Source organism: Halarchaeum nitratireducens (assembly GCF_017874695.1).
GTDB lineage: Archaea > Halobacteriota > Halobacteria > Halobacteriales > Halobacteriaceae > Halarchaeum > Halarchaeum nitratireducens.
In genome coordinates, this window is record NZ_JAGIKY010000020.1 from 1 (window position 1) to 18,249 (window position 18,249).

The window sequence follows — 18,249 nt, forward strand, 5'->3', positions numbered from 1 at the left end:
CGCTCAAAAGATCCACAAGCGACGACCAATCTTACAAGAGACGCTCGCTACCGCTACACAACCGAGGTGTGAGGCTTAACTAAAGACGGATGGTTTCACCCCCTCCCCCCTTTTTCGAGTTGTAAGTCGCGGGAGAACAGATCACCCAAGACGTAGCATAGCGAGAGTTGAGATATCTGAAATTGGCGTAGAGGTGTCGAGACGGGATTATACACAGAATCAGAACCACGGACGAGATGAGGAAGGAATCTACATCCCGAGATATCAATCGTCTAGCTGAGCTAGACGATATGTTTACTTTGTCCCTAGTACGGTTGTGGTAAGGTAACGTTCAACATAAACTTTCGTATTTCTAGTTACAAGTTAGAGAATAAGATACTCAGCCTCTCTATTGCGTATTTCCGCCACAACCGGCTGGTTTGCAGTCCCTCTTGCTGTTCACCCCCACCCCGCCGTGACGAGTTTACAACTCGAAAAAGGGGGGAGGGGGTTCGTCAGGTCCAGTCCGTGATACCGACTACACGTGTTCCGTTGAGTTCTCGTCGGATATCGTTCCGATCCCAGTCAAGAAGTGCCAGCAGAATAGACCAAATCAACTTGCTGATGTCGTCTGGAACGCATTATGCTGGACGACGAGTGTTGTCCAATACACGTCGCCCTGATACCGAACCAGATACGTGCCGCTCAGGTCACCTTCACCGTCTTCGTCGTGCCCGTGGGCCTGTTCGTGTCCGCGAAACCGGTCTGCGAGCGCCACGAGCGCATCAGACGGCGTCTCATCGGGCCTGACAACGTACGGTCCATCTGAGATCGCCGTCTCGACGATCTCTCGCTGGGTTTCTGGAAGTTCCGCAAGTTCGAATGTAAACCGCTCGCGCATCTGTTGGCCGTACTCGGCGGCTGTTGCCACCTGGTCAGCCGTGTAGCGATAGGTGTTCAGCGTCGTGTCGTAAGCGTCGTCGATGACCCATTCGGCTTCTGTTCCGTCGTCCCAGATGATGTACGAGTACTCCGACTCGAGGACGGATTGTTCGCGCTCGGCATCTGTATAGAGGAACGTCGTCCCGATTCCGATCGGGTCACCATCAGCGAGTCCGTGGGCAGCAAATTCCTCTTGATCAACTTCGGGGAGGTCAGCGAACTGGATAGCCTCTGCCTCGGTCACCGATCCGGTGACGATATCCACTTTCACGGAGTATCTGGTAGCCGGCGTTTCCTCGATCACCTCGTACGCCAGCTCGTAGACGCCGTCTTGGTAGGCGATGTGTTGCTGTTCGGGCAGTGGCGACCGTGTCGCCTTCGTTGTCGCGCCACCGTCGAGAATCCGATCGAACAGTTGCGCCGTTTCGTCGTTGCCTTCAGCGGGGCGGACTGTATAGAGAACTTTCGTCGGGAGTTTCGCGTCGGCAATCGTCGTCAGTTCGAGACGTGCTGTAGGGGCTTCTGCAGCGGCGTTGCTTCCCCCCAACCCACCGGGGCTGGTACAGCCAGCGATTACTGCGGGGAGGGATGTGGCGGCGGTCGCGAGGAGGGCACGGCGGCGCATAGTCGTGATTCCTCGGAGACGCTCGAAAAGCCTTGTGTCGGACGGACAAAGACAGCAAAAGCTTCGGAAACAGTGGAGGGGGTAGATCATTAACCAACAGGCACTGTTTTCGATTCGAATTGTTGGTTAACCTCCGTGCGTGTCTACTACCAAGTTCGGGCTGTGGACGAGTGTCCTCTCAGGATATCGAGAGGATGGGATTGTAGTGCTGTCTCGCTTGTACTGAAACCCCGTCGGGCAATTTTGAGTGGGTTTAACGTCCCGAATTCGCGGGAATCAGGGTTTTCTTTCGTCATCTCCAAGGGGCACGTGGACATCCAGCGAGGCGTTCTTGACACAGGGCTATTCGTATCTCTCATCAGTACTTCCCGAATTTACCCCGCTTACCCCGTGGTCGAGCAATTTTAGTGAAATAGTAGTGAGCCGGGAGCTCGTCGAGGTATTTTCTACTGTCTCAAATCGGCCCGACGAGGTTATTCTGCGATTTGAGCGCGTTATTTCGCCTTGCATATCGCGGTTTTCGTCCAAAGAAAGAGGCGATATGCAGTGTGCGAAGGCCGCCGGCTCTCTCAGGCCGAGGGGCCATCTGTGGAGTCCTGACTTTCGGAATGTATCAGTTTAAACGAACCGTATCGTCTACTGAGTCACCGGGGCGATTGTCGTCCCAACGACCAGCCTGACGTATCCGGTTTGCTTCCTCGAGAGCCCTCTCTGTGAGTCCGTCTCACGGGTCCCTGATGTTGATGACCGCGGCGCGCATCCTGTAGGGTATGGACTGTCCTGAGTGCGGTGGCCCGGTCACACTCGAGGTCGGGCCGGACCGACTGCCGTCGACGTCACTGTCCGACGCGGTTCTCGATGCTGCTGAAGACGAGCGTCTCGACGTCGTCCGGACGTGCTGGGACTGTGGGTGGCAAGAGGAGCGCCGGCTTCGCGTCGAGGCAATCGAGACGACCGCCGGCGATGCAGACGCAATCGAGCGAGCCCGCCTTCTAGAAGAGATTACCGATGAACTCGAAGCCATTAGGGCTCTCGGGACGCTGGAGGACACGCTCGCAGAGATTCGTCGACAGCGACGGCTGGAGCCAGCGGCGGAAGACACGAACGAGGACGCGACGGAGTAAGTATGATGACTGGCTCTGAGCCACTCTATGACGTTCGTGAGCGCACCGGGAACCCCGAGCATCCACCGATCGATGACGTCGTCGACCTTGTTCTCGAGCGAGCAGAGCACCCACGTGTGGACCACCAAAACGCCCACCTAGCCGAAGCGATGGCGACTGTCGTCGACAGATATGGCTCGGAGACTATTCGGACCGTTATCTATCGGGTTCTCGTTGAGGAGTATCCGTTTCGAACTGCTACGGCGGACCTTGACGTCGACAACGTCGACGGCGTCCGAATCGGGACAACAGCCACCCGGTTCCTGGCAGAGCTGCCCGCACAGAGTGACGATTGAGTTCGACATTCCCGATTCCTGACGCTCAGAGCGTGTACTGTACAGCCCCGAAACCGTTACCAGCGTCTGTCCGAAACGTACGCATCGTATGGACCCAAGCGACGAGTTGCAGCGAGTTCATTTTCACTCGCCGGCGTCGCTCGTCGAGCGCCTCGACGCTATTGCGGAGGTCTACGACACGAACCGATCTGCCCTGCTCATCGAGGCCCTCCGCAAGTATCTCGACAAGACCGCGGACAGTGAGCCGTTCCGGGAGCTCGTCGCGACGAAGTACTACGACGACCAACTCGACTTCGAGACGGTCACGCAGCTGGTCGGCGCCGAGACCGCTCAGCGGTTCCGCCTCCTCAAAGCGGATCTCGAAGACGAGCCACTCGATCTCGCTGCCCCCGACGACGTCGACGTCTACGATGGCGACCCGACAGCGGTTGATGCCGAGGTCCGCCAGCTGTATGAGCGGTATCAGGCGGCCGAGAGCGACGCCGAACGTCGAAAGATTGCCCTCGAGATGGGGGCCCTCGACGGCCGGCGGCATGCGGATATCTACGCCGCACTCCAGGACGAGTAATGGGTTTCTGCCACATCAGCGACGGAGACATCTGTAACTGGCCGGCTCACCGACACTAGCGGGATCTCGACAGCTAACTCCCTTAGCCATCAGGGTCACGTCCGTCGAGTTTGCTCGTGAGATACTGCTCCCTGCTCGCGTGGCATCGGAGACAGCAAAGAAAGCCCTCGACCGCTCGACTACCCGCGACCCACGCTGCGCGTCTCGTTGGACTCGGTGCTTGCGGGATCGGAGAACGGTCGAGACGGCCTCGCCCTTTCTGAGTCCGCCAGGCTGGCGCTCGGGATAGCGAACGACGACATCGGCTGTCCGGTGTTTCTCGAACGGCCCGCGCCGCTCGCCGCTGCCGCCCTCCGCGTCGCTCGCGACCGACCATTCCGGGCGGTCTGCCTGCAGTAGCGGGCGGACTGCCGGGCTAAAGTGAATGTGCCCTCGACGCCAGCGGGAAAGCGCGGGGGGCTGCGCGGCGTCGCTGCTCACCCCCCACGCTTTCTCCGCTGGCCGCTCGCTCCGGGCGGGTCGGCGCGCGGCGCTGGTTGTGCCCCTCCGTGCGGGCGCGCTCTCGCTCGCGCCCAGGAGGGCGCTCGCGAAGGCGCGAGCGAGAGCGCGCAGACGGCTCTGTCGGTCGTGACGTCGAGGAACCCCCGTGCTGGAACACGGGGAGTCGGGCGCTGTGGTGAGCGCCTTCGGGATACTGCAATGACGAGTAACAACGCGAGCGAAAAGACGGTTTCGGACGTACAGAGTACGACCACCGAGGAACGCAGTCACGAGCCGACGGTCGAACACGAGCCGTCGGGGCGATCCACCTGTCCGGAGTGTGAGGGCCAGGTGATCACCGAAGACGAGCAGTCATTCTGCACGGACTGTGGGCTGATCGTCGCCGACGAGTGGGTGGACCTGAGCCCGACGCTGAACGACCTGGGCCTAGTCGGGGACGCCGACCAGAGCATCGAGACGGTGGACCCGCTGCGGACGGACAAGGGCCTGCACACGAAGATTGGGCGGAACACCGACGGTCGGGGTAATCCCCTGAGCAACGAGCAGTGGGAGAAGGTCCAGCGCCTCCGGAAGTGGCACAAGCGGATGCAGTTCGGCGAGAAGCGCAAGCGGACGAAGCGGCTCAACGAGGGGCTGCGGGACGTCGAGATGATCGGCGGCAACCTGAGCTTGCCGGACCACGTCGTCAAGATGGCGGCACAGTTCCTCCGGAGCGCCTCGGAAGCGCGGCTACCGGGTGGGCGGATGGCCTGGGAGGCACTCGCCGGCGGCGCCGTCCTCCTGGCTGCGCGAGCCTCATCGGTCGACCGAGACGAGATCGACGTCGCGGTCGCGACCCACACCAAAGCGCCCCACGAGCGAGTGTGCGCTGCGGCGCGGAAGATACGGTGCGAATGCGGGTTCGACGCGCCACTCATCAGGCCCAACGCCGTGATGGCGGTCGTCGACGCCCTCGATGACGACGTCATCCCCGGGGCGCGAGCAGTGCGGACGTGGCGGCTGGCCCAACACCTGATGAAACTCGGCGATCAGGTGCCGGTCGGACCGGGAACGCCACGGTGCACCGTCGCGGCGTCGGCGCTGTACGCGGCGGATCGGCTGCTCTCGCGCAAGCACCTCACCCAAGCGCAGGTCGCCGCGGCGGCGAGCACGATCGTGCCGACGTCCCGAAACCGGATCGCGCGGTACAGTCGGGAGCTCGTCGACGCCTACGAAGCCGAACACGGCACCGACGACCCGGGTGTCGGCCTCGAAGAGGAACGGGACACCCTGCGCTGAGCGGGGCACCCCCCGTTTTTTCGTGGTGACCTCCGCCCGTGGACGCCCCGCCGCCCCACCCACCGCTCCGTGCTCGCTCCCTCCGGTCGCTGCGCGCGCAGCCACAACCTCGCTGACAGCCGTGTCATACACCTCTCGGGACCTCTGTTGATCCTTTAGAAGAGGGTTCGTTCGGGGGACGAAGCCGAAAGATGCAGTGTATCCACTAGCCGGGTTGCCGGCAGAGAGAGGGGAGTGTGGGGGAAACGGGCCTTCGCCCGATTAACGACCTTCTCGCCCCACGTGGCCGCTTTTGATTTGATGCTGTACTTCTTGTTCAGCCTCGCCGCAATCTTGTGCATCATCTGTTTCGTAATGTAGATGAACACCTCCTCGACGCCGCCCGTGACCGCCACCTTGCCCAGTTTCAATAGCGCCTTCCCTACCGACTGGGAGTCAAACCCATTCCCCTCCGGGGGTTTGAACCCCGACTATCTCCCCTGGAAGGCGGACACGGGTATGTCTACGTTAGACGTCCACAATAATCGAAGTTATGGTCAGTCTGAGAGGGACATACCGACTATTTCACCGTCGGCTCTCTCTACTCGAGCTGATTCCAACAGGGACGCTCTCGACGGTGCCTATGATCTCTGTAGGTTTGTCGTCCCCACGAGGAGCGGAGTGAGAAACAAATGAAGGCTGTTCCATCATATACCGTCGATAGAGAGACGGCAGCGACGCTTCGAGAATGGTTGTTCGAGCACGCTGTCGAGAAACACGGCGAGTCCGAGATCTCCGAGCCACTCGCCGAACTGGCGGCTGCCATCGACGGCGCGCTCTACGAAGAGGCAGAGGCCGTCGAACTCGGGGCGTGGGCACGGGCGGGTCCTCTGGGCCACCGAGACACATCACGTGTTGACGGGAGCCCAGTCGATGAATCCCGATCAGATGACGCACGCGAACCAGCTGGGCCTGATGTTCTCGATATGGGTATCAGCAAGTCAGATCGCATCTACGACACGCTTCCCGATTCGGCCTGGCAGCTCGATCACGATCAGTCCACGACGAACCGCGAGCGATCGCGGACAGCAGCGTCTCACGGCAAGGCGACACCGACAGCGACCTCCCGCACACGACGGCAACAGCACCGTCCATCAGTCCGGTATCGCACCGCGTACGAGTGTTCCGTGTGCGGGAGCGTTCGTGAGTTAGAAACCTCGCTTCGAGTCTGTGCGTTCGTCGATGAGTGTCCCAGCTGCGGAGCAGTCGCTCGCTTTACCGCGGGCGGGATTCCCACACCGTTCAGGAAGATCTGAAGACGCCTATTACAGTCTCTTTCAGCCAGTTCCCTTGACTGTCGGAATAGCTACGGAAACACCTGATAGAAGCCGGTCAAGCCGGTTTGACGGATTCGATCACAGGTATCGATGAATGTCGCTCCCTCATCGTCCTCTCTGCGTTGCTCGATGAAATCCGGATACCCGAGCAACTGGAGGTACGCATTAGCAAACTGGATGAGCGTCTTCACTGCGGCCTTCATGAAGTGGTATGGTTCAATGTAGCCCGCAGCAGCCCAGTCTGCCTGATACAAGCCCCACTCAGTGAGCGGATCATAGGGTAGGGGATCGTCATCCATCTCGCGGTAGTACCGCTCGAAGGCATCTCGATCTGCCTCATTGAACCGGTCAAGCGGGATGACTCCCGCTGTCCAACCCTGATCAGCATCCTCGAGGAGACTGTCCTGATATCCTCCGCGATGGACTACAAGCGGTCGGAGAACATAGATCAGATTGATGTACGCCATGTGGGCCGCGATGTGATCACGAAGATCGGTGTTTACCTCCCGTACTTCATTCAGAAAGTCCCGTCCCCGGTTGTTCGAGAGCGAGATGAACTCTTTTCGAATGTCGTTGATAGCATACTTCTCCGCGGTCTTGAGGGCAAGCGTATCGAAAACGCCGGTGATCAGGGAGATCGCATTGTCGAAATGGTACTGGACGTTGAGCTGCGTCCGGTTATCTGGTTCCTGGAAATACTGATAGCCGATCTCATCGACGGCGATAAGCAAGTTCTGAAATCGTGTGCTAAATCCTCGTAGATAGTCGTCATCCGCGTCGGCCTCCACGTGATACCGCGGAACCAACGACCGGAAGAGATGCCAGTACCAGCCGAACATTCCGACGGTGAGGTTCGGACTAGCGTAGAACTGCTCCCGGTACCGGAGGTAGAGCCCGAGATATTCGACTGCCTCGCTGAGGCTCATGATGTTCAACTGCCCACCGGGGAAGTGCGCTTCGAACCACCGTCGGTTGGTGAGGAGGACCGCTCGGTTCGTGATGAACAGGTGCCCCTCATCACGATGGTTGAGCGCGGCGTGGACGAACACCTGCCGGACTGTCGCCAGCTCTCGATCGGTGACGTCCTCTACTTCGGTCGCATACGCGTCGACGTCATCGGAGAAGACTCGTGCTGTAGTCTGCCGAATCGCCCGTTCCTGATATCCGAACAGATACGAGAATGACGTGGTTGTTTGCTGCCCATCATCATCGCTCCGGACAACTCGAGCCCCGTTCTCTGCCGTCTCAATTGTATACGGTGGGATACACTCAAGCTCCTCATGCCGTGGCGTGTCTGGCGACCGAATGAATTCGAACTCGCGGTTCGCTGCATAGTCGAGTACCCGCTGGGCGGCATCGTTACCATCGGCGAGCTGCTCGTTCAGTGACGCGGTATCCACCAGTACGCGCAGCGGGTCCTCACCGTCACGTGAATCATGGTCTCGACGGATGATATCGCGTGGGTTCATACCTGTGTCTCGTAGTGCCGGCAAGTCAACGCTGTGGGCACGTCAACAAGCCCCTCCACCTTGTTTTTGAATACGATCGGGATTTTGTATCGAATGACTAATTCGAACTCGATCCAATGTCACATCAAAAGCGGGACCAGCCAGAAGACGGGGTTGGAAGATACTGCCGACAGAATCTGCCACATCCGATTTGTTCATCCACAGTCCCCACAGTTCTTAACCAACACATATCTATTGGATGATTTTGTGTTGGTTAAGGAAGCTAAGAAGGATGAGGCAAGGCTAAAGCAGGTCTGAGACTATATTCTATGTAAGAAACGCAGGTATGAATGCCATAGAACAAACGCAAAATATACGCCAGGGGCTCTCGACTCGAGAAAGTCGACTCCTTGCACGACTCGCTGGCGCGGGGCACCAGATCATCTCCGTTGACGATATCGAGACGACGCTGGAGGTTCCCCCACACACCGCCCGCGAGATAGCAGCCCGGCTCACCGAGAAGGGCTGGCTCGACCGACTGTTTCCCGGCCGATACCTCATCATCCCACTCGCAGCCGGTGAAGAGGGCCTGTACACCACCCACGAGTACCTCATCGCCGCCCACGTCGCCGAGCCGATGTACATCGGCTACTACAGCGCCCTCAGCCACCACGGGCTGACCGAACAGGTCCCACGGACGGTGTACGTCGTTACGCCGACCCGAGCGCAAAGCCGGGAGATCCACGGTGTTTCGTACCGCGTCACGACAGTCACCGAGCGGAAATTCTTCGGCTGTGAGCCGACATCGATCGAGGGTACGACCGTTCAGGTCAGCGACCTGGAGAAGACGCTGGTCGACTGTGCGGACCATCCCGAGTTCTGCGGTGGCGTTCGGGAACTCGCAACCGCGATGCGTACTGCCGACGACCGTGGTGTCGACTGGTTCACTGTCGGCGAGTACCTCGAGCGCCTCGACAACGGCGCTGCGACCAAGCGGATCGTCTACCTCGCCGACAAGCTCGGCATTAATCTCCCGGCGCGTGAGGAACTCGTCGCGTCGTTCACGAGTGGCTACTCGCTGCTGGACCCGACGCGGCCCGACACCGGGTCGACCGACAGTACGTATCGCCTCCGGATCAACGTCGAGCCAGCCATGCTGGAGCCCACGGAGTCCTGACCTAGGTACGAAGTCGGCGTACCTTCTCTGCAGCGTCGAGAACGGTGCTGTTCAACTGAAGCGGTAGCGCGGAGTCCCCTTCCTCAGGGAGCGACCGAAGGGTGTGAGTAGTGAGGGGAGGAGCGCGTTCGTATAGGCCACAGAAACTAATATATAAGTAGCCACGAGACTACATTGAATCTGTGGCAGACGACTACGTGCGCCGGACAGCAATCACCCGACTCTCGGTAGATGGTAGGCAACGCGAGTTGCTTGAGGAGACCATCTCTGAGTGGAAGCGTGGTTGCCAGCTCGCCACCGACATGGCGTGGGGCAAGTGCAACGCCAAGAGCGACGTACAGCCCCTTGCCTACGACGACGTGCGTGAGCAAACCGGACTCGGGAGTCAGCATGCGATTCTCGCCACCCACCAAGCCGCACAAGCCATCACTGGCTGTATCGAACGCCGGTCCAACGGCAAGAAGGTCAGCAAGCCGACGTTCACCGCACCCACGGTGAAGTACGACACCCGGACGATGACGCTGTTCGATGACGACACGGTTTCTCTCTCCACGACAGAGAGTCGCGTCCGGTGTTCGCTCGCACTTCCCGAAGCCGACGATGGCTACCAACGGCAGTACCTCGACTCTGACGAATGGAGCGTTACAGAAAGTACGCTCACCGCCCGCAACGGCGATTACTTCTTGCACATCGGCTTCCGCCGACACAAGACCGACACTGAACGGAATACCGCCGAGGACGGAACGGTCCTCGGGGTTGACCTCGGTATCAAAAATCTCGCCGTCACCAGCACTGCCTGCTTCTTTAGCGGGCGAGAGTTAACCCATGACCTCCGCGAGTTCGAGAAGGTACGCGCCGGCCTCCAACAGACTGGAACGCGAAGCGCCCACCGGACGCTTGAACAGTCGAGTGGCCGGGAACTTCGCTACGTCCGCGACGTACTTCACCGAGCGTCGAACGCTATCGTAGACGAAGCACTCCGATACGAGTGCGACGTGATCGCGTTCGAGGACCTGACCCACATCCGCGACCGCACGGGTGCGTGGTGGGGCCACAAGTGGGCGTTCCAAACGCTCTACGAGCAAGTAGAGTACAAAGCCGAAGCGAACGGTATCTTGGTGCAGCAGGTGGGTTCGGCGTACACGTCGAAACGGTGCGCCGAGTGTGGCTTCACAGCCGACGAGAATCGCCCGAATCGAACCGATTTCTGCTGTCAGAAGTGCGAGTCGGAAGCGAACGCAGACTACAACGCGGCGAAGAACATCGGTATGCGGTACGTCCGCCGAGGCCAACAGTCGTCCCGGCGGACGGGCAACAGTCAGCTTGCCCTAAAGTCTGGAACGGTGACGCCAAGTGGCGGATTTACCGCCCACCCGGACGGGTTCGAGGTCGAGGACACGGACAAGCCCCACCCTTAACGAGCAAAGTCGTCAGACTGAGCAAAGTAGGGTGGGGTAGTTGACCGACGAACTATGGGTTTGTGCCACCATCGACGGCCTCGAGATCGGGCTCGTCGAACTCGAGGGCTTCCGCGACGGCATCCGGAAGCTCCGGGCGAGGGGCCGATTCGTGGCGCTCGATTTTCTCGGTCTTGCGCGTGTTTTCGTAGAGGGCACGTGCGACCGGAAGCCCACGGAGATACTTGTAGTCGTGGAGGACCTCGACCCCCCGCTCTGTGAATCCGTAGAACTGGGCAGGGAGATCACGTTTCCCCTCGCTTGGATCGTACGTGTAGCGTGCGAGGAGCCCGGCGTCGATCAACGTCTCCAACTGGTCTTTGATGGCCGCCTGGCTCTTCCCGGTCATATACTCGAGTTCGGCGAGCGACATTAGATGGGCGGGATGGCCCAGCAGCTCCTGGATGATGAGATGGCGCGTATCCTGGGACAGCAGCTTGAACAGCCGCTGCTGTTCCGCGAACGGCCCTGCATCGGCCGCACCAGTGTCGGTTTCGCTCATACGTGCTGGTACGAGGTAGGACGCTATAACAGTTAGGGTCATCCAAGTTGGTTAATCCAGAAAAGACCAAAGTGATTCAGAAGGGATATGGTGGTGTGGTTTGAATCGGCAGCTAATGACCGACCCAAGCCCGCCGCCGGACGCTGGGGAGATTATGACCGTTGTTCACGAGGCCGTCGGGGGCATCGAACTTGAGCCTGCAGAGAAACGGGAAATCTGGCGGTTCGCCCAGCGTGAATTGCCGTATCTCTGGAGTCAGCGGACATCGTATTTCATCTTGGGGAGCTATCGCGACCCCTATATCCGCCGGCTTCGCGCCGTCCAGAACGAACTCACGAAGCAGCTCGGTGCCTATCCGTTCATCATGGGTGATCTCCTCGAACTTCCGACTGACCGCCTCAATACGTTCGATATCATGTTTTCGTTGCTCGCGACGTACAGCGACTACATCGTTGGGGTCTTCGAGAAGGAGAGTGGTGGGGAGGCGCCTGAATTGGGCGAGATCGATGACCCGCCGTATTTCGACAAGTCGTACGTGTTCCCACGTGATTACGCGTGGGTGACTGACGAGAACCTTGACTCGCCACAGCACGTCATTCAGGCCGCCCTCGAGATCGCGTTCGCAGACGATTTGTCGGCGGATGAAGTCCAAGCAAACGTCGAGTCGCTCGTTGATCGCGCCCAAGAGAGCGGTCTCGACATCGACGAACAGGAGGTGTGGGATGTGATCGACGACCGGACAAATGAGGGCGAAGAGCCAGCAACGTACAGCTGGGTTCATCTCAACAAGTTCCGCAAATTCGAACTCCACGAACGGTGCTTCCCGTGGACGACAGAGGACGAACTCCGAACTGTGGTTGACGAACTCCCGTCCCCGACACCACGTCCGGAGTGGGAAGAGCGTGAGGACCAGTGAATTATCCTGTCCTACTCGCTTGGCGGTACACTCATCAGAGTGAGTCGGCTCCGTAGTTTACTCTCGGGTAAACTACTTTACTACGCCCGGTCGAATACATCGTTATGGAGGCTGGTTCGGGTGTCGGTGACGACACGACACCACGGGAAGTCATCCACTTCATTACACAGCAGACACGGTTTTCGCTTATCAGCGATATTCTCGCTCACCCCCAACAGCTCCCATCGATGTACGAACTCGAGGAGCTCAATCCCAGTGTGAGCAATGCGACCGTCTACAAGCACATCCAGAAGCTGATCGACGCCGGCATCGTCACGGAGGTCGCTTTGGACGACGACCAGCGCCGGCAGGGGTATCCCTGGAAGTTCTACGGCCTCACCGAAGACGGCCGCGAGTTCTTGGAGACGCACAATCTGCTCGCCGCGGAGGAGACACTTCAGCAGATCTACGACACCATCGCCGATAAGCCCGAGAAGATGGTCAAGTACGAGAACGCGCCCCGTCCAGATTAGGAGTGGTTGTCAGAGAATAGAGAGCGATAGTCTGCCGTTAGTCCCGGAGGTTAGCCTGACTGACCGACTTCACGGACGTAGCCGTTCCGCTCAAGATCAAATTCTTCGGCTACGAGTCGAGGCTCATCGAGGGCACCGCCGTGAACGTCGCAGATGTGGAAAAGACGACCGTTGACTGTACCGACCATCCCGAACTCTGTGGTGGCATCCGAGAATTCGTACAGGCGATAGTCGTCGCGGAGGATCGAGACTATTCGTGGGCGACGGTCGTTGAGTGCCTCCAGCGACCCGACAACGGCACTGCGACCAAACGGATCGTCTACCTCGCCGACTAGCTCGGCTTCGACCTCCCGGCCCGTGAGACGTTCCTCAAGTCATTCACGAGCGAGTGTCCGCTCCTCGACCCAATGCGATCCGAACAGGGAACTTACGACAGTGAGTATCATCTCCGAATCAACGTCGACTGGGAGAGACTCGATTCGATGGAATCCTGATGCCAGGTCGGTCCGAAAGGTAGCGTGAATTAAGATGCTCCCCCAAGTACAGCGAATCAGGTAGATGGGTCACGTCTATTATCACCATCCGGGCGACAATCAGTTCTCTCTTGATTTTGTCCACGAGGCTCCATCAGAGATCGTTGCCAGGATTGTCGAGTACGACGATGACGTGGCGGTGAAGGTTCGCAAGTACGATCTTGACAGCGAGTTCTTCGGTATCTATACCTCCCGCGTTGGTGGTGGGGACGTCGGCGATCTCGAATTCGATCTTGGCGAGGTACTCTCAGAGATGGTGCTGACAACGGTACTATCGTTGCCCGGCTCCTCGAGATCTATCAAGCGCTCATAGCCCAGAACGAGGAAGAAGAAGGAGTTCCCGTTGAAGCGTACAAGAGCATCGACATCGATGCACTCCCAGACGCGCTCAACCGGACATCGTGGGAGGGCAGCGCGACTGATGTTGCAGGCCGTCTCGCCTCAAATCTCATTCTCAAACACGCGCTGCCGAATGCGAACCATCGGACTGCTGTTGCCCTGGTTCAGTTCTACCTCCGTCGGATTGCTCCCGATTTCTCGATGCCAGAAACCTCCGTGGAAATCGACTCAGAGACATATGACTGGCGGGAGTGGGTAAACGAGTATATTAACGAGTCAAAGCGTCTCTTGACGGTTCGTCGGAAGAATGTGCTCCTCAAACATCTCTCTGACTTCGGAGCGACAACGCTTGAGCGGAAACACGAGGTCCAGATCGACCTGACGGCATACGAGCTGGATATGTATCCCGCAGAAGCGAAAACAGTCTACGCAACAGCGCACGAGGAGCTCTGGATCGAATTCGTCGAAGAGGCAGTTGAGCGCACCGACAACCCCGAGCTGATGGAGGCCCCTGGGCTATCGAAGGCGGAGTTCGCAGAGAAAATTCGGACCCTCAAGTAAGCGGCGTGCGCTAGTCTTGGAGCGTCGCGACCGTCCGGCCGGTTTCTTCGGCCTCTTCGCTCCGCGACATCCCGTATGTTGCGAGAGCCTCCTTAACCGCGTCGTCCAGACTCATTGGTCAGGCAAATCTTGGCTCTGCCGACGGATAAAGTCTCGCACGATTTGGGTTTAACGTTGCATTGGCTAACTCGCCAACCGTGCAGGACCGATCCCGCAAACAGTCGATAACCCGTAGCTCCGCCCCTTCACAGATTCCAATCTCTCCGATGTATTCATAACCATATCGGTGAGAGTGGAATACAGACTCTTGGCGCTCAGATCGAGTCGTCAAATAGTGGGACGGTTGTGCAACCGTATTTTGGAGAGGCAATTCGATCTGCGAGTCCGAACTACTCGGGAGGCGACGTGAACAGGCGCCGATACTCATCAAGCCACTCGATCTCGTGGTACGTCACGTCATTCTGAATGTCGTATTCGAGCGGGAGTGGATCCGAACGGTGGGCTGTAAACGTGAGGTTGATTTCGACACAGGGGCCGTGCTCGGAGACGCATTCGAAGCCATCGTCAACAGGGTATACAACGCTAAACCAGCGAATCTGAAAGCCAAAGTGGTCACACACATCTCTGACGACTGCAGCATCGCAATAGGGCGTGTGGACCCACAGTTCCCCGCCAGCGTACGCCTGATCTTTGACGCACCAGACTGCATCGAGGGAGCGGAGAAACTCCGCAGCGCGATTGTAGTGCGCTTCAGTCAGGCGGTCCCACCAGTGGTACTCCTCGACATCGTCAACGAGGAGCTGGAGGCACTCTCCACACACATCATATGCCCGTTCACCGAGAGAGACTTCGTGGAGTTTGTCGTACTGGGTGGTGTCACATCCATCGCACGGCGGGGAAGCACCACTGCACTGGCATCCGGAGGATGATCGCTGTTCTGTGTGGTTGGAACACCCGCTGTTTGCACTCCCTGGCTTCTGAGATTCGTTTGAGTCGGTATTCTCGGTCATTGGTATCTAACCGAGAACCGTCAGTCACGCCGTGTGACTGGGCTCCCGGCTAGCACCGGACCGGCGATCGGCCAGTCATCTATCGCCCCAGAGAGCAGGTTGGTGTAAATAGTTTCTGTGGGTCCAACCGAGAACACCGGCCAGCGTCCGGCTATCGACGACAGCCAATGCTAGGACATTAAACGTCGTGTGCAACCGTATCTTGGAGTGTGACTGCCGTGTCTGTGGGTAACACACCCTAACTAATTTTAATACAATTGCCACGATATTTCAGGCTGACGTCCGATACACCCCTCAAACCGAGAGAGTTCAACACGATGATCATCACTCGCCTCACCCCGCGGCGTGCTCGTTCTCGCTTAGCCGCGGGTCCCGTGTTCGGCGAGTGCCTACAAGATCAGCGTGCGAAGAACCCGGGCGCAAACCGCCGGATCCACGTCGACTTCGAATACGAGAGTTCGACGCAATCCGGCGACGTCCGGACACTCTCACCCGCATAACTCGGCCCCCATACGGACTACCCGTCACGGGTCGGGGAACACGGGATTGCCGCCTGCCTGTGCCCAGTACTCGCTCAGGACACAGCCTGATGTGAGTGCGGGGTGCCAGGCTCGCGGCTGCTTGGTTTCCGTTCGTTCGATACAGGAGCGAGCGGACTCCGTCCGCGCTGAGCGTACGGAAGTCGTTAGCCAACAGCCCCGCAGCGAGAGCTGCGGCTACGTCGAGCCCCGGAGTCTCCGCTGGCGAGGGACGCCGGACTTTGAATCCGGAGGTCGCCGGTTCGATTCCGGCCGGGGCGACATGCCGACGTGGTGTAATCCGGCGAGCATACGGTCCTGTCACGGCCGTGATCCGGGTTCAAATCCCAGCGTCGGCGTGGATGCGTGGCGTGGCCACGTGGGGATACCCATCGAGGTAGGCAGCCCGTTGGTGCGATCAGCTGGATCGTTCCGACGATGCTGGGCCCAGCAGGGTCTGCAACCTACATGAGCCGGTGTGGTATTCCCGGGAGCACCCGAAGTACGCCCCCGCGATGAGACGCGCAACCACGACTACTCGGTCGCGGTTGCGCAGTTGGAAAGTCGTACAGATAGATAATCAACTGCCGAACGCTCGGCAGTCCAGTGAGCCGATGGTCCAGCGGACGACGATCTGTGCCTTGGGCGCACAGGACCGAAGTTCGAATCCGCGTCGGCTCACTGTGCCGCGACTGGGTATTGGGGAACCCAGCGGCCTGCTATGCCGTGGCCGTCTGCTATCGGTCTCCCGGTTCGAATCCGGGTCGCGGCGTCATGACAACGAATGTCTGCCCTGCCTGCGAGGAGGAAGCGTTCCGTCACGTCCCGCTCGGTGAAACAACGTCTATCGACACGATTGGAAGCGTGGAAATCTGCGTCACCGAGGACGGCGCATACTTCCACGGAACGAGGTGACACCATCCTTGCCGTGACTGGATGCTGATGAACACATTCGCCTCGGTAGTAAAGCTCAGAAGCTGAGTAATGCGCATCTTCCGGTGTCCTGGTGAGAAACGCGAGGCGGGCTCATCGGAGCAAGTTCCGACGGAGATGGTGAGACATGCGGATAGGCGACCGCGCTCGGTGTGAAACCGAGAGCCGCGGGGCTTCGGAGTTCAACTCTCCGTCTCACCGTTGGCGGGGTTTCCCTAGGTTGGTCAAGGGACTGCGTTGGAACCGTAGCGTCCGCAAGGACACGAGTGTTCAAATCGCTCTCCCGCCGCTGCGTACCGAAGTGATTCGCAGAGTCGCTGGCGATTCTCGAATTGCGCCGCCATGCCAGAGTGGTCAAACGGACACGGTCGAGACCCGTGTGGTTAGTCCTTCCCAGGTTCGAATCCTGGTGGCGGCATCCGGCCACCGTGCCGGGAGACAATTCTCGCTTCACCGTTCCGTCGCCGTACTCAAGTGGTCAACGAGAAGCGGCTCAGACCCGCTGGCGTAGGTCCTTCCGAGGTTCGAATCCTCGCGGCGACATTTTCTCCCTGTGGTCTAACGGCTACGATGCCTCCCTGTAGAGGAGGAGACGCACGTTCGAGTCGTGCCGGGGAGACTGCGGGACGGTGGAAGAGCCTGGCATTCACACACTCTCGCCGAATTTTCACCGGAGACCCGGTGCGACGGTGAGAGTTCCTTCATCTCACTTGTAACGAGAACACGCAGGTTCGAATCCTGCCCGTCCCACTGGCCGACGACCCGTTCCAGACGAGGCCAACCCGCTCCAGTGGAGTAGCGGCCAAACTCACGGCCCTCTCACGGCCGAGCCCCCGGTTCGAATCCGGGCTGGAGCATTCTCCAACAGTCCGAGACCTCTCACTTCCAGCCGACTAGATTGAGGGACGGACAGCTGTGGAGAACTGAGAGATGTCCATGAGTGAGTTCCGAATTGTGTGCTGCGGGATAGGATAATGGCAGTCCACGGGGCTCATATCCCCGAGGCCCAGGTTCGACTCCTGGTCCCGCGATGGAGGACAACAATGGGACTATTCGATACAGTCGAACTCTACGACGACGTCCACCTACCGGAGTACCCCGAAGGGATTACTCCTGCCGAGGACGTCGACTGGCAAACGAAAGGCATCGATCGACCGACTATGACCACATTTCGGATTACGGCGGACGGTCGGCTCCTCGAAGAGGAGTGGCACACCGAAGCGGTCCCGCCGGAAGACCGGCCATACGCGAGCCGTGACGACGTCGACGAGGACGATTTTCGCTACATGGCCGGCTGTCGGAACCGAGTCCACGACGGCTGGATCGAACGAGACGACTACCACGGCCGTTTCAAGCTCAAACACTCCTTCGAGGATCTCGATACACTCGTCACGTATCAAGTGACGTTCACGCACGGGCAACTCGAGGGCTTCGAACGCCTGCGATAATCCGTGGGTGTCCGCCGCACCTCAGCGCTTGATTTCTTCCCTACCGCGCTCCCGGAGTCTCCGTTGGCGAGAGACGCCAGTTTTTCAAACTGGAGGTCGGGGGTTCGATTCCCCTCGGGAGCACTCGGGGAGGCTGGCCCTGACAGCGTTTTTCCGTGGCTGACATAGCGGGCAGCCACGGATCCGTGACGCTGTCACGGTCAGCGTTCCCCAAGCGTGTGGTCGTC

At 59.1% G+C, this 18,249-nt stretch carries 19 protein-coding genes, 11 tRNA genes and 1 pseudogene; 27 read left to right on the forward strand and 4 right to left on the reverse strand.

Annotation, left to right across the window (positions count from 1 at the left end):
* Nucleotides 1-592: 592 nt before the first annotated feature.
* Complete coding sequence (locus J2754_RS15105) at nt 593-1,546, reverse strand: hypothetical protein (protein ID WP_211087930.1); 954 nt, start codon at nt 1,544-1,546, stop codon at nt 593-595.
* A 770-nt stretch (nt 1,547-2,316) separates the two neighbouring features.
* On the opposite strand from J2754_RS15105, the gene J2754_RS15110 reads away from it, so the two are divergent.
* The 5 genes and pseudogenes from J2754_RS15110 to J2754_RS15125 all read left to right on the forward strand — a co-directional run bounded on the left by J2754_RS15110 (nt 2,317) and on the right by J2754_RS15125 (nt 5,352).
* A complete protein-coding gene (locus J2754_RS15110; RefSeq protein WP_049983762.1) occupies nt 2,317-2,670 on the forward strand; it encodes a DUF8105 family protein in 354 nt (117 codons plus the stop codon).
* A gap of 5 nt (nt 2,671-2,675) precedes the next feature.
* Complete coding sequence (locus tag J2754_RS15115) at nt 2,676-3,005, forward strand: DUF8158 family protein (RefSeq protein ID WP_049983806.1); 330 nt, start codon at nt 2,676-2,678, stop codon at nt 3,003-3,005.
* Between the two features lie 88 nt (nt 3,006-3,093).
* Nucleotides 3,094-3,438 (forward strand): annotated as a pseudogene (locus J2754_RS15120) (hypothetical protein); the annotation flags it as partial.
* A 15-nt stretch (nt 3,439-3,453) separates the two neighbouring features.
* Nucleotides 3,454-3,573 (forward strand): hypothetical protein, encoded by a 120-nt coding sequence (locus J2754_RS16865; protein ID WP_483420150.1) that lies wholly within the window; start codon nt 3,454-3,456, stop codon nt 3,571-3,573.
* A gap of 699 nt (nt 3,574-4,272) precedes the next feature.
* Nucleotides 4,273-5,352, forward strand: coding sequence for a transcription initiation factor IIB (locus J2754_RS15125; protein WP_049983764.1), 1,080 nt, complete (start codon nt 4,273-4,275; stop codon nt 5,350-5,352).
* Between the two features lie 155 nt (nt 5,353-5,507).
* Here J2754_RS15125 and J2754_RS15130 read toward each other — a convergent pair whose 3' ends face one another.
* On the reverse strand, nt 5,508-5,762 hold the full coding sequence (locus J2754_RS15130; RefSeq protein WP_211087931.1) for a hypothetical protein: 255 nt from the start codon (nt 5,760-5,762) through the stop codon (nt 5,508-5,510).
* A gap of 261 nt (nt 5,763-6,023) precedes the next feature.
* On the opposite strand from J2754_RS15130, the gene J2754_RS15135 reads away from it, so the two are divergent.
* Complete coding sequence (locus J2754_RS15135) at nt 6,024-6,647, forward strand: hypothetical protein (RefSeq protein ID WP_211087932.1); 624 nt, start codon at nt 6,024-6,026, stop codon at nt 6,645-6,647.
* A gap of 50 nt (nt 6,648-6,697) precedes the next feature.
* Here J2754_RS15135 and J2754_RS15140 read toward each other — a convergent pair whose 3' ends face one another.
* Nucleotides 6,698-8,137 (reverse strand): hypothetical protein, encoded by a 1,440-nt coding sequence (locus tag J2754_RS15140; protein ID WP_211087933.1) that lies wholly within the window; start codon nt 8,135-8,137, stop codon nt 6,698-6,700.
* A gap of 325 nt (nt 8,138-8,462) precedes the next feature.
* On the opposite strand from J2754_RS15140, the gene J2754_RS15145 reads away from it, so the two are divergent.
* Nucleotides 8,463-9,293 carry a type IV toxin-antitoxin system AbiEi family antitoxin domain-containing protein gene (locus J2754_RS15145; protein WP_211087934.1) on the forward strand — a complete coding sequence of 277 codons (831 nt, stop codon included), beginning with the start codon at nt 8,463-8,465 and terminating at the stop codon, nt 9,291-9,293.
* A gap of 182 nt (nt 9,294-9,475) precedes the next feature.
* Nucleotides 9,476-10,711 (forward strand): RNA-guided endonuclease InsQ/TnpB family protein, encoded by a 1,236-nt coding sequence (locus J2754_RS15150; RefSeq protein WP_211087935.1) that lies wholly within the window; start codon nt 9,476-9,478, stop codon nt 10,709-10,711.
* Between the two features lie 52 nt (nt 10,712-10,763).
* On the opposite strand, the gene J2754_RS15155 is transcribed toward J2754_RS15150, so the two are convergent.
* Complete coding sequence (locus J2754_RS15155) at nt 10,764-11,252, reverse strand: helix-turn-helix domain-containing protein (RefSeq protein WP_211087936.1); 489 nt, start codon at nt 11,250-11,252, stop codon at nt 10,764-10,766.
* A gap of 115 nt (nt 11,253-11,367) precedes the next feature.
* Between J2754_RS15155 and J2754_RS15160 the strand changes: the two genes are divergently transcribed.
* The 19 genes from J2754_RS15160 to J2754_RS15245 all read left to right on the forward strand — a co-directional run bounded on the left by J2754_RS15160 (nt 11,368) and on the right by J2754_RS15245 (nt 18,145).
* On the forward strand, nt 11,368-12,168 hold the full coding sequence (locus tag J2754_RS15160; protein ID WP_211087937.1) for a DUF8170 family protein: 801 nt from the start codon (nt 11,368-11,370) through the stop codon (nt 12,166-12,168).
* Between the two features lie 104 nt (nt 12,169-12,272).
* On the forward strand, nt 12,273-12,680 hold the full coding sequence (locus J2754_RS15165) for a MarR family transcriptional regulator (RefSeq protein WP_211087938.1): 408 nt from the start codon (nt 12,273-12,275) through the stop codon (nt 12,678-12,680).
* 140 nt (nt 12,681-12,820) lie between these two features.
* The gene (locus J2754_RS15170) at nt 12,821-13,015 is read left to right on the forward strand and encodes a hypothetical protein (protein WP_211087939.1); all 195 of its coding nucleotides are present in this window, start codon (nt 12,821-12,823) and stop codon (nt 13,013-13,015) included.
* 223 nt (nt 13,016-13,238) lie between these two features.
* Complete coding sequence (locus J2754_RS16345; RefSeq protein WP_245333092.1) at nt 13,239-13,526, forward strand: DUF8172 family protein; 288 nt, start codon at nt 13,239-13,241, stop codon at nt 13,524-13,526.
* Complete coding sequence (locus J2754_RS16870) at nt 13,523-14,113, forward strand: DUF8172 family protein (RefSeq protein ID WP_483420151.1); 591 nt, start codon at nt 13,523-13,525, stop codon at nt 14,111-14,113. Before J2754_RS16345 ends, J2754_RS16870 begins: the two co-directional genes overlap by 4 nt.
* Nucleotides 14,114-14,556: 443 nt before the next feature.
* A complete protein-coding gene (locus J2754_RS15180; protein WP_155118461.1) occupies nt 14,557-15,042 on the forward strand; it encodes a hypothetical protein in 486 nt (161 codons plus the stop codon).
* An 805-nt stretch (nt 15,043-15,847) separates the two neighbouring features.
* A tRNA-Gln gene (locus J2754_RS15185) sits at nt 15,848-15,923 on the forward strand.
* Between the two features lie 3 nt (nt 15,924-15,926).
* Nucleotides 15,927-16,000, forward strand: a tRNA-Asp gene (locus tag J2754_RS15190).
* A gap of 249 nt (nt 16,001-16,249) precedes the next feature.
* A tRNA-Pro gene (locus J2754_RS15195) sits at nt 16,250-16,322 on the forward strand.
* A gap of 4 nt (nt 16,323-16,326) precedes the next feature.
* Nucleotides 16,327-16,413: transfer RNA gene (locus tag J2754_RS15200), tRNA-Ser, on the forward strand.
* 2 nt (nt 16,414-16,415) lie between these two features.
* Complete coding sequence (locus J2754_RS15205) at nt 16,416-16,556, forward strand: hypothetical protein (RefSeq protein WP_157969412.1); 141 nt, start codon at nt 16,416-16,418, stop codon at nt 16,554-16,556.
* A gap of 221 nt (nt 16,557-16,777) precedes the next feature.
* A tRNA-Ser gene (locus J2754_RS15210) sits at nt 16,778-16,863 on the forward strand.
* Nucleotides 16,864-16,910: 47 nt separating this feature from the next.
* Nucleotides 16,911-16,992, forward strand: a tRNA-Leu gene (locus J2754_RS15215).
* Nucleotides 16,993-17,034: 42 nt separating this feature from the next.
* Nucleotides 17,035-17,117: transfer RNA gene (locus J2754_RS15220), tRNA-Leu, on the forward strand.
* 80 nt (nt 17,118-17,197) lie between these two features.
* A tRNA-Thr gene (locus J2754_RS15225) sits at nt 17,198-17,324 on the forward strand.
* 34 nt (nt 17,325-17,358) lie between these two features.
* Nucleotides 17,359-17,431: transfer RNA gene (locus J2754_RS15230), tRNA-Glu, on the forward strand.
* Between the two features lie 103 nt (nt 17,432-17,534).
* Nucleotides 17,535-17,605, forward strand: a tRNA-Met gene (locus tag J2754_RS15235).
* Nucleotides 17,606-17,617: 12 nt separating this feature from the next.
* The gene (locus J2754_RS15240) at nt 17,618-18,022 is read left to right on the forward strand and encodes a hypothetical protein (RefSeq protein ID WP_049983790.1); all 405 of its coding nucleotides are present in this window, start codon (nt 17,618-17,620) and stop codon (nt 18,020-18,022) included.
* Between the two features lie 47 nt (nt 18,023-18,069).
* Nucleotides 18,070-18,145: transfer RNA gene (locus tag J2754_RS15245), tRNA-Glu, on the forward strand.
* Nucleotides 18,146-18,249 lie beyond the last annotated feature (104 nt).

Excerpts from the sequence above, each read along its gene's own strand:
- J2754_RS15105 (WP_211087930.1), bottom strand. The coding sequence starts at position 1,546 with ATGCGCCGCCGTGCCCTCCTCGCGACCGCCGCCACATCCCTCCCCGCA.
- J2754_RS15110 (WP_049983762.1), top strand. The coding sequence starts at position 2,317 with ATGGACTGTCCTGAGTGCGGTGGCCCGGTCACACTCGAGGTCGGGCCG.
- J2754_RS15115 (WP_049983806.1), top strand. The coding sequence starts at position 2,676 with ATGACTGGCTCTGAGCCACTCTATGACGTTCGTGAGCGCACCGGGAAC.
- J2754_RS15125 (WP_049983764.1), top strand. The coding sequence starts at position 4,273 with ATGACGAGTAACAACGCGAGCGAAAAGACGGTTTCGGACGTACAGAGT.
- J2754_RS15135 (WP_211087932.1), top strand. The coding sequence starts at position 6,024 with ATGAAGGCTGTTCCATCATATACCGTCGATAGAGAGACGGCAGCGACG.
- J2754_RS15140 (WP_211087933.1), bottom strand. The coding sequence starts at position 8,137 with ATGAACCCACGCGATATCATCCGTCGAGACCATGATTCACGTGACGGT.
- J2754_RS15145 (WP_211087934.1), top strand. The coding sequence starts at position 8,463 with ATGAATGCCATAGAACAAACGCAAAATATACGCCAGGGGCTCTCGACT.
- J2754_RS15155 (WP_211087936.1), bottom strand. The coding sequence starts at position 11,252 with ATGAGCGAAACCGACACTGGTGCGGCCGATGCAGGGCCGTTCGCGGAA.
- J2754_RS15160 (WP_211087937.1), top strand. The coding sequence starts at position 11,368 with ATGACCGACCCAAGCCCGCCGCCGGACGCTGGGGAGATTATGACCGTT.
- J2754_RS15165 (WP_211087938.1), top strand. The coding sequence starts at position 12,273 with ATGGAGGCTGGTTCGGGTGTCGGTGACGACACGACACCACGGGAAGTC.
- J2754_RS16345 (WP_245333092.1), top strand. The coding sequence starts at position 13,239 with ATGGGTCACGTCTATTATCACCATCCGGGCGACAATCAGTTCTCTCTT.
- J2754_RS15205 (WP_157969412.1), top strand. The coding sequence starts at position 16,416 with ATGACAACGAATGTCTGCCCTGCCTGCGAGGAGGAAGCGTTCCGTCAC.
- J2754_RS15240 (WP_049983790.1), top strand. The coding sequence starts at position 17,618 with ATGGGACTATTCGATACAGTCGAACTCTACGACGACGTCCACCTACCG.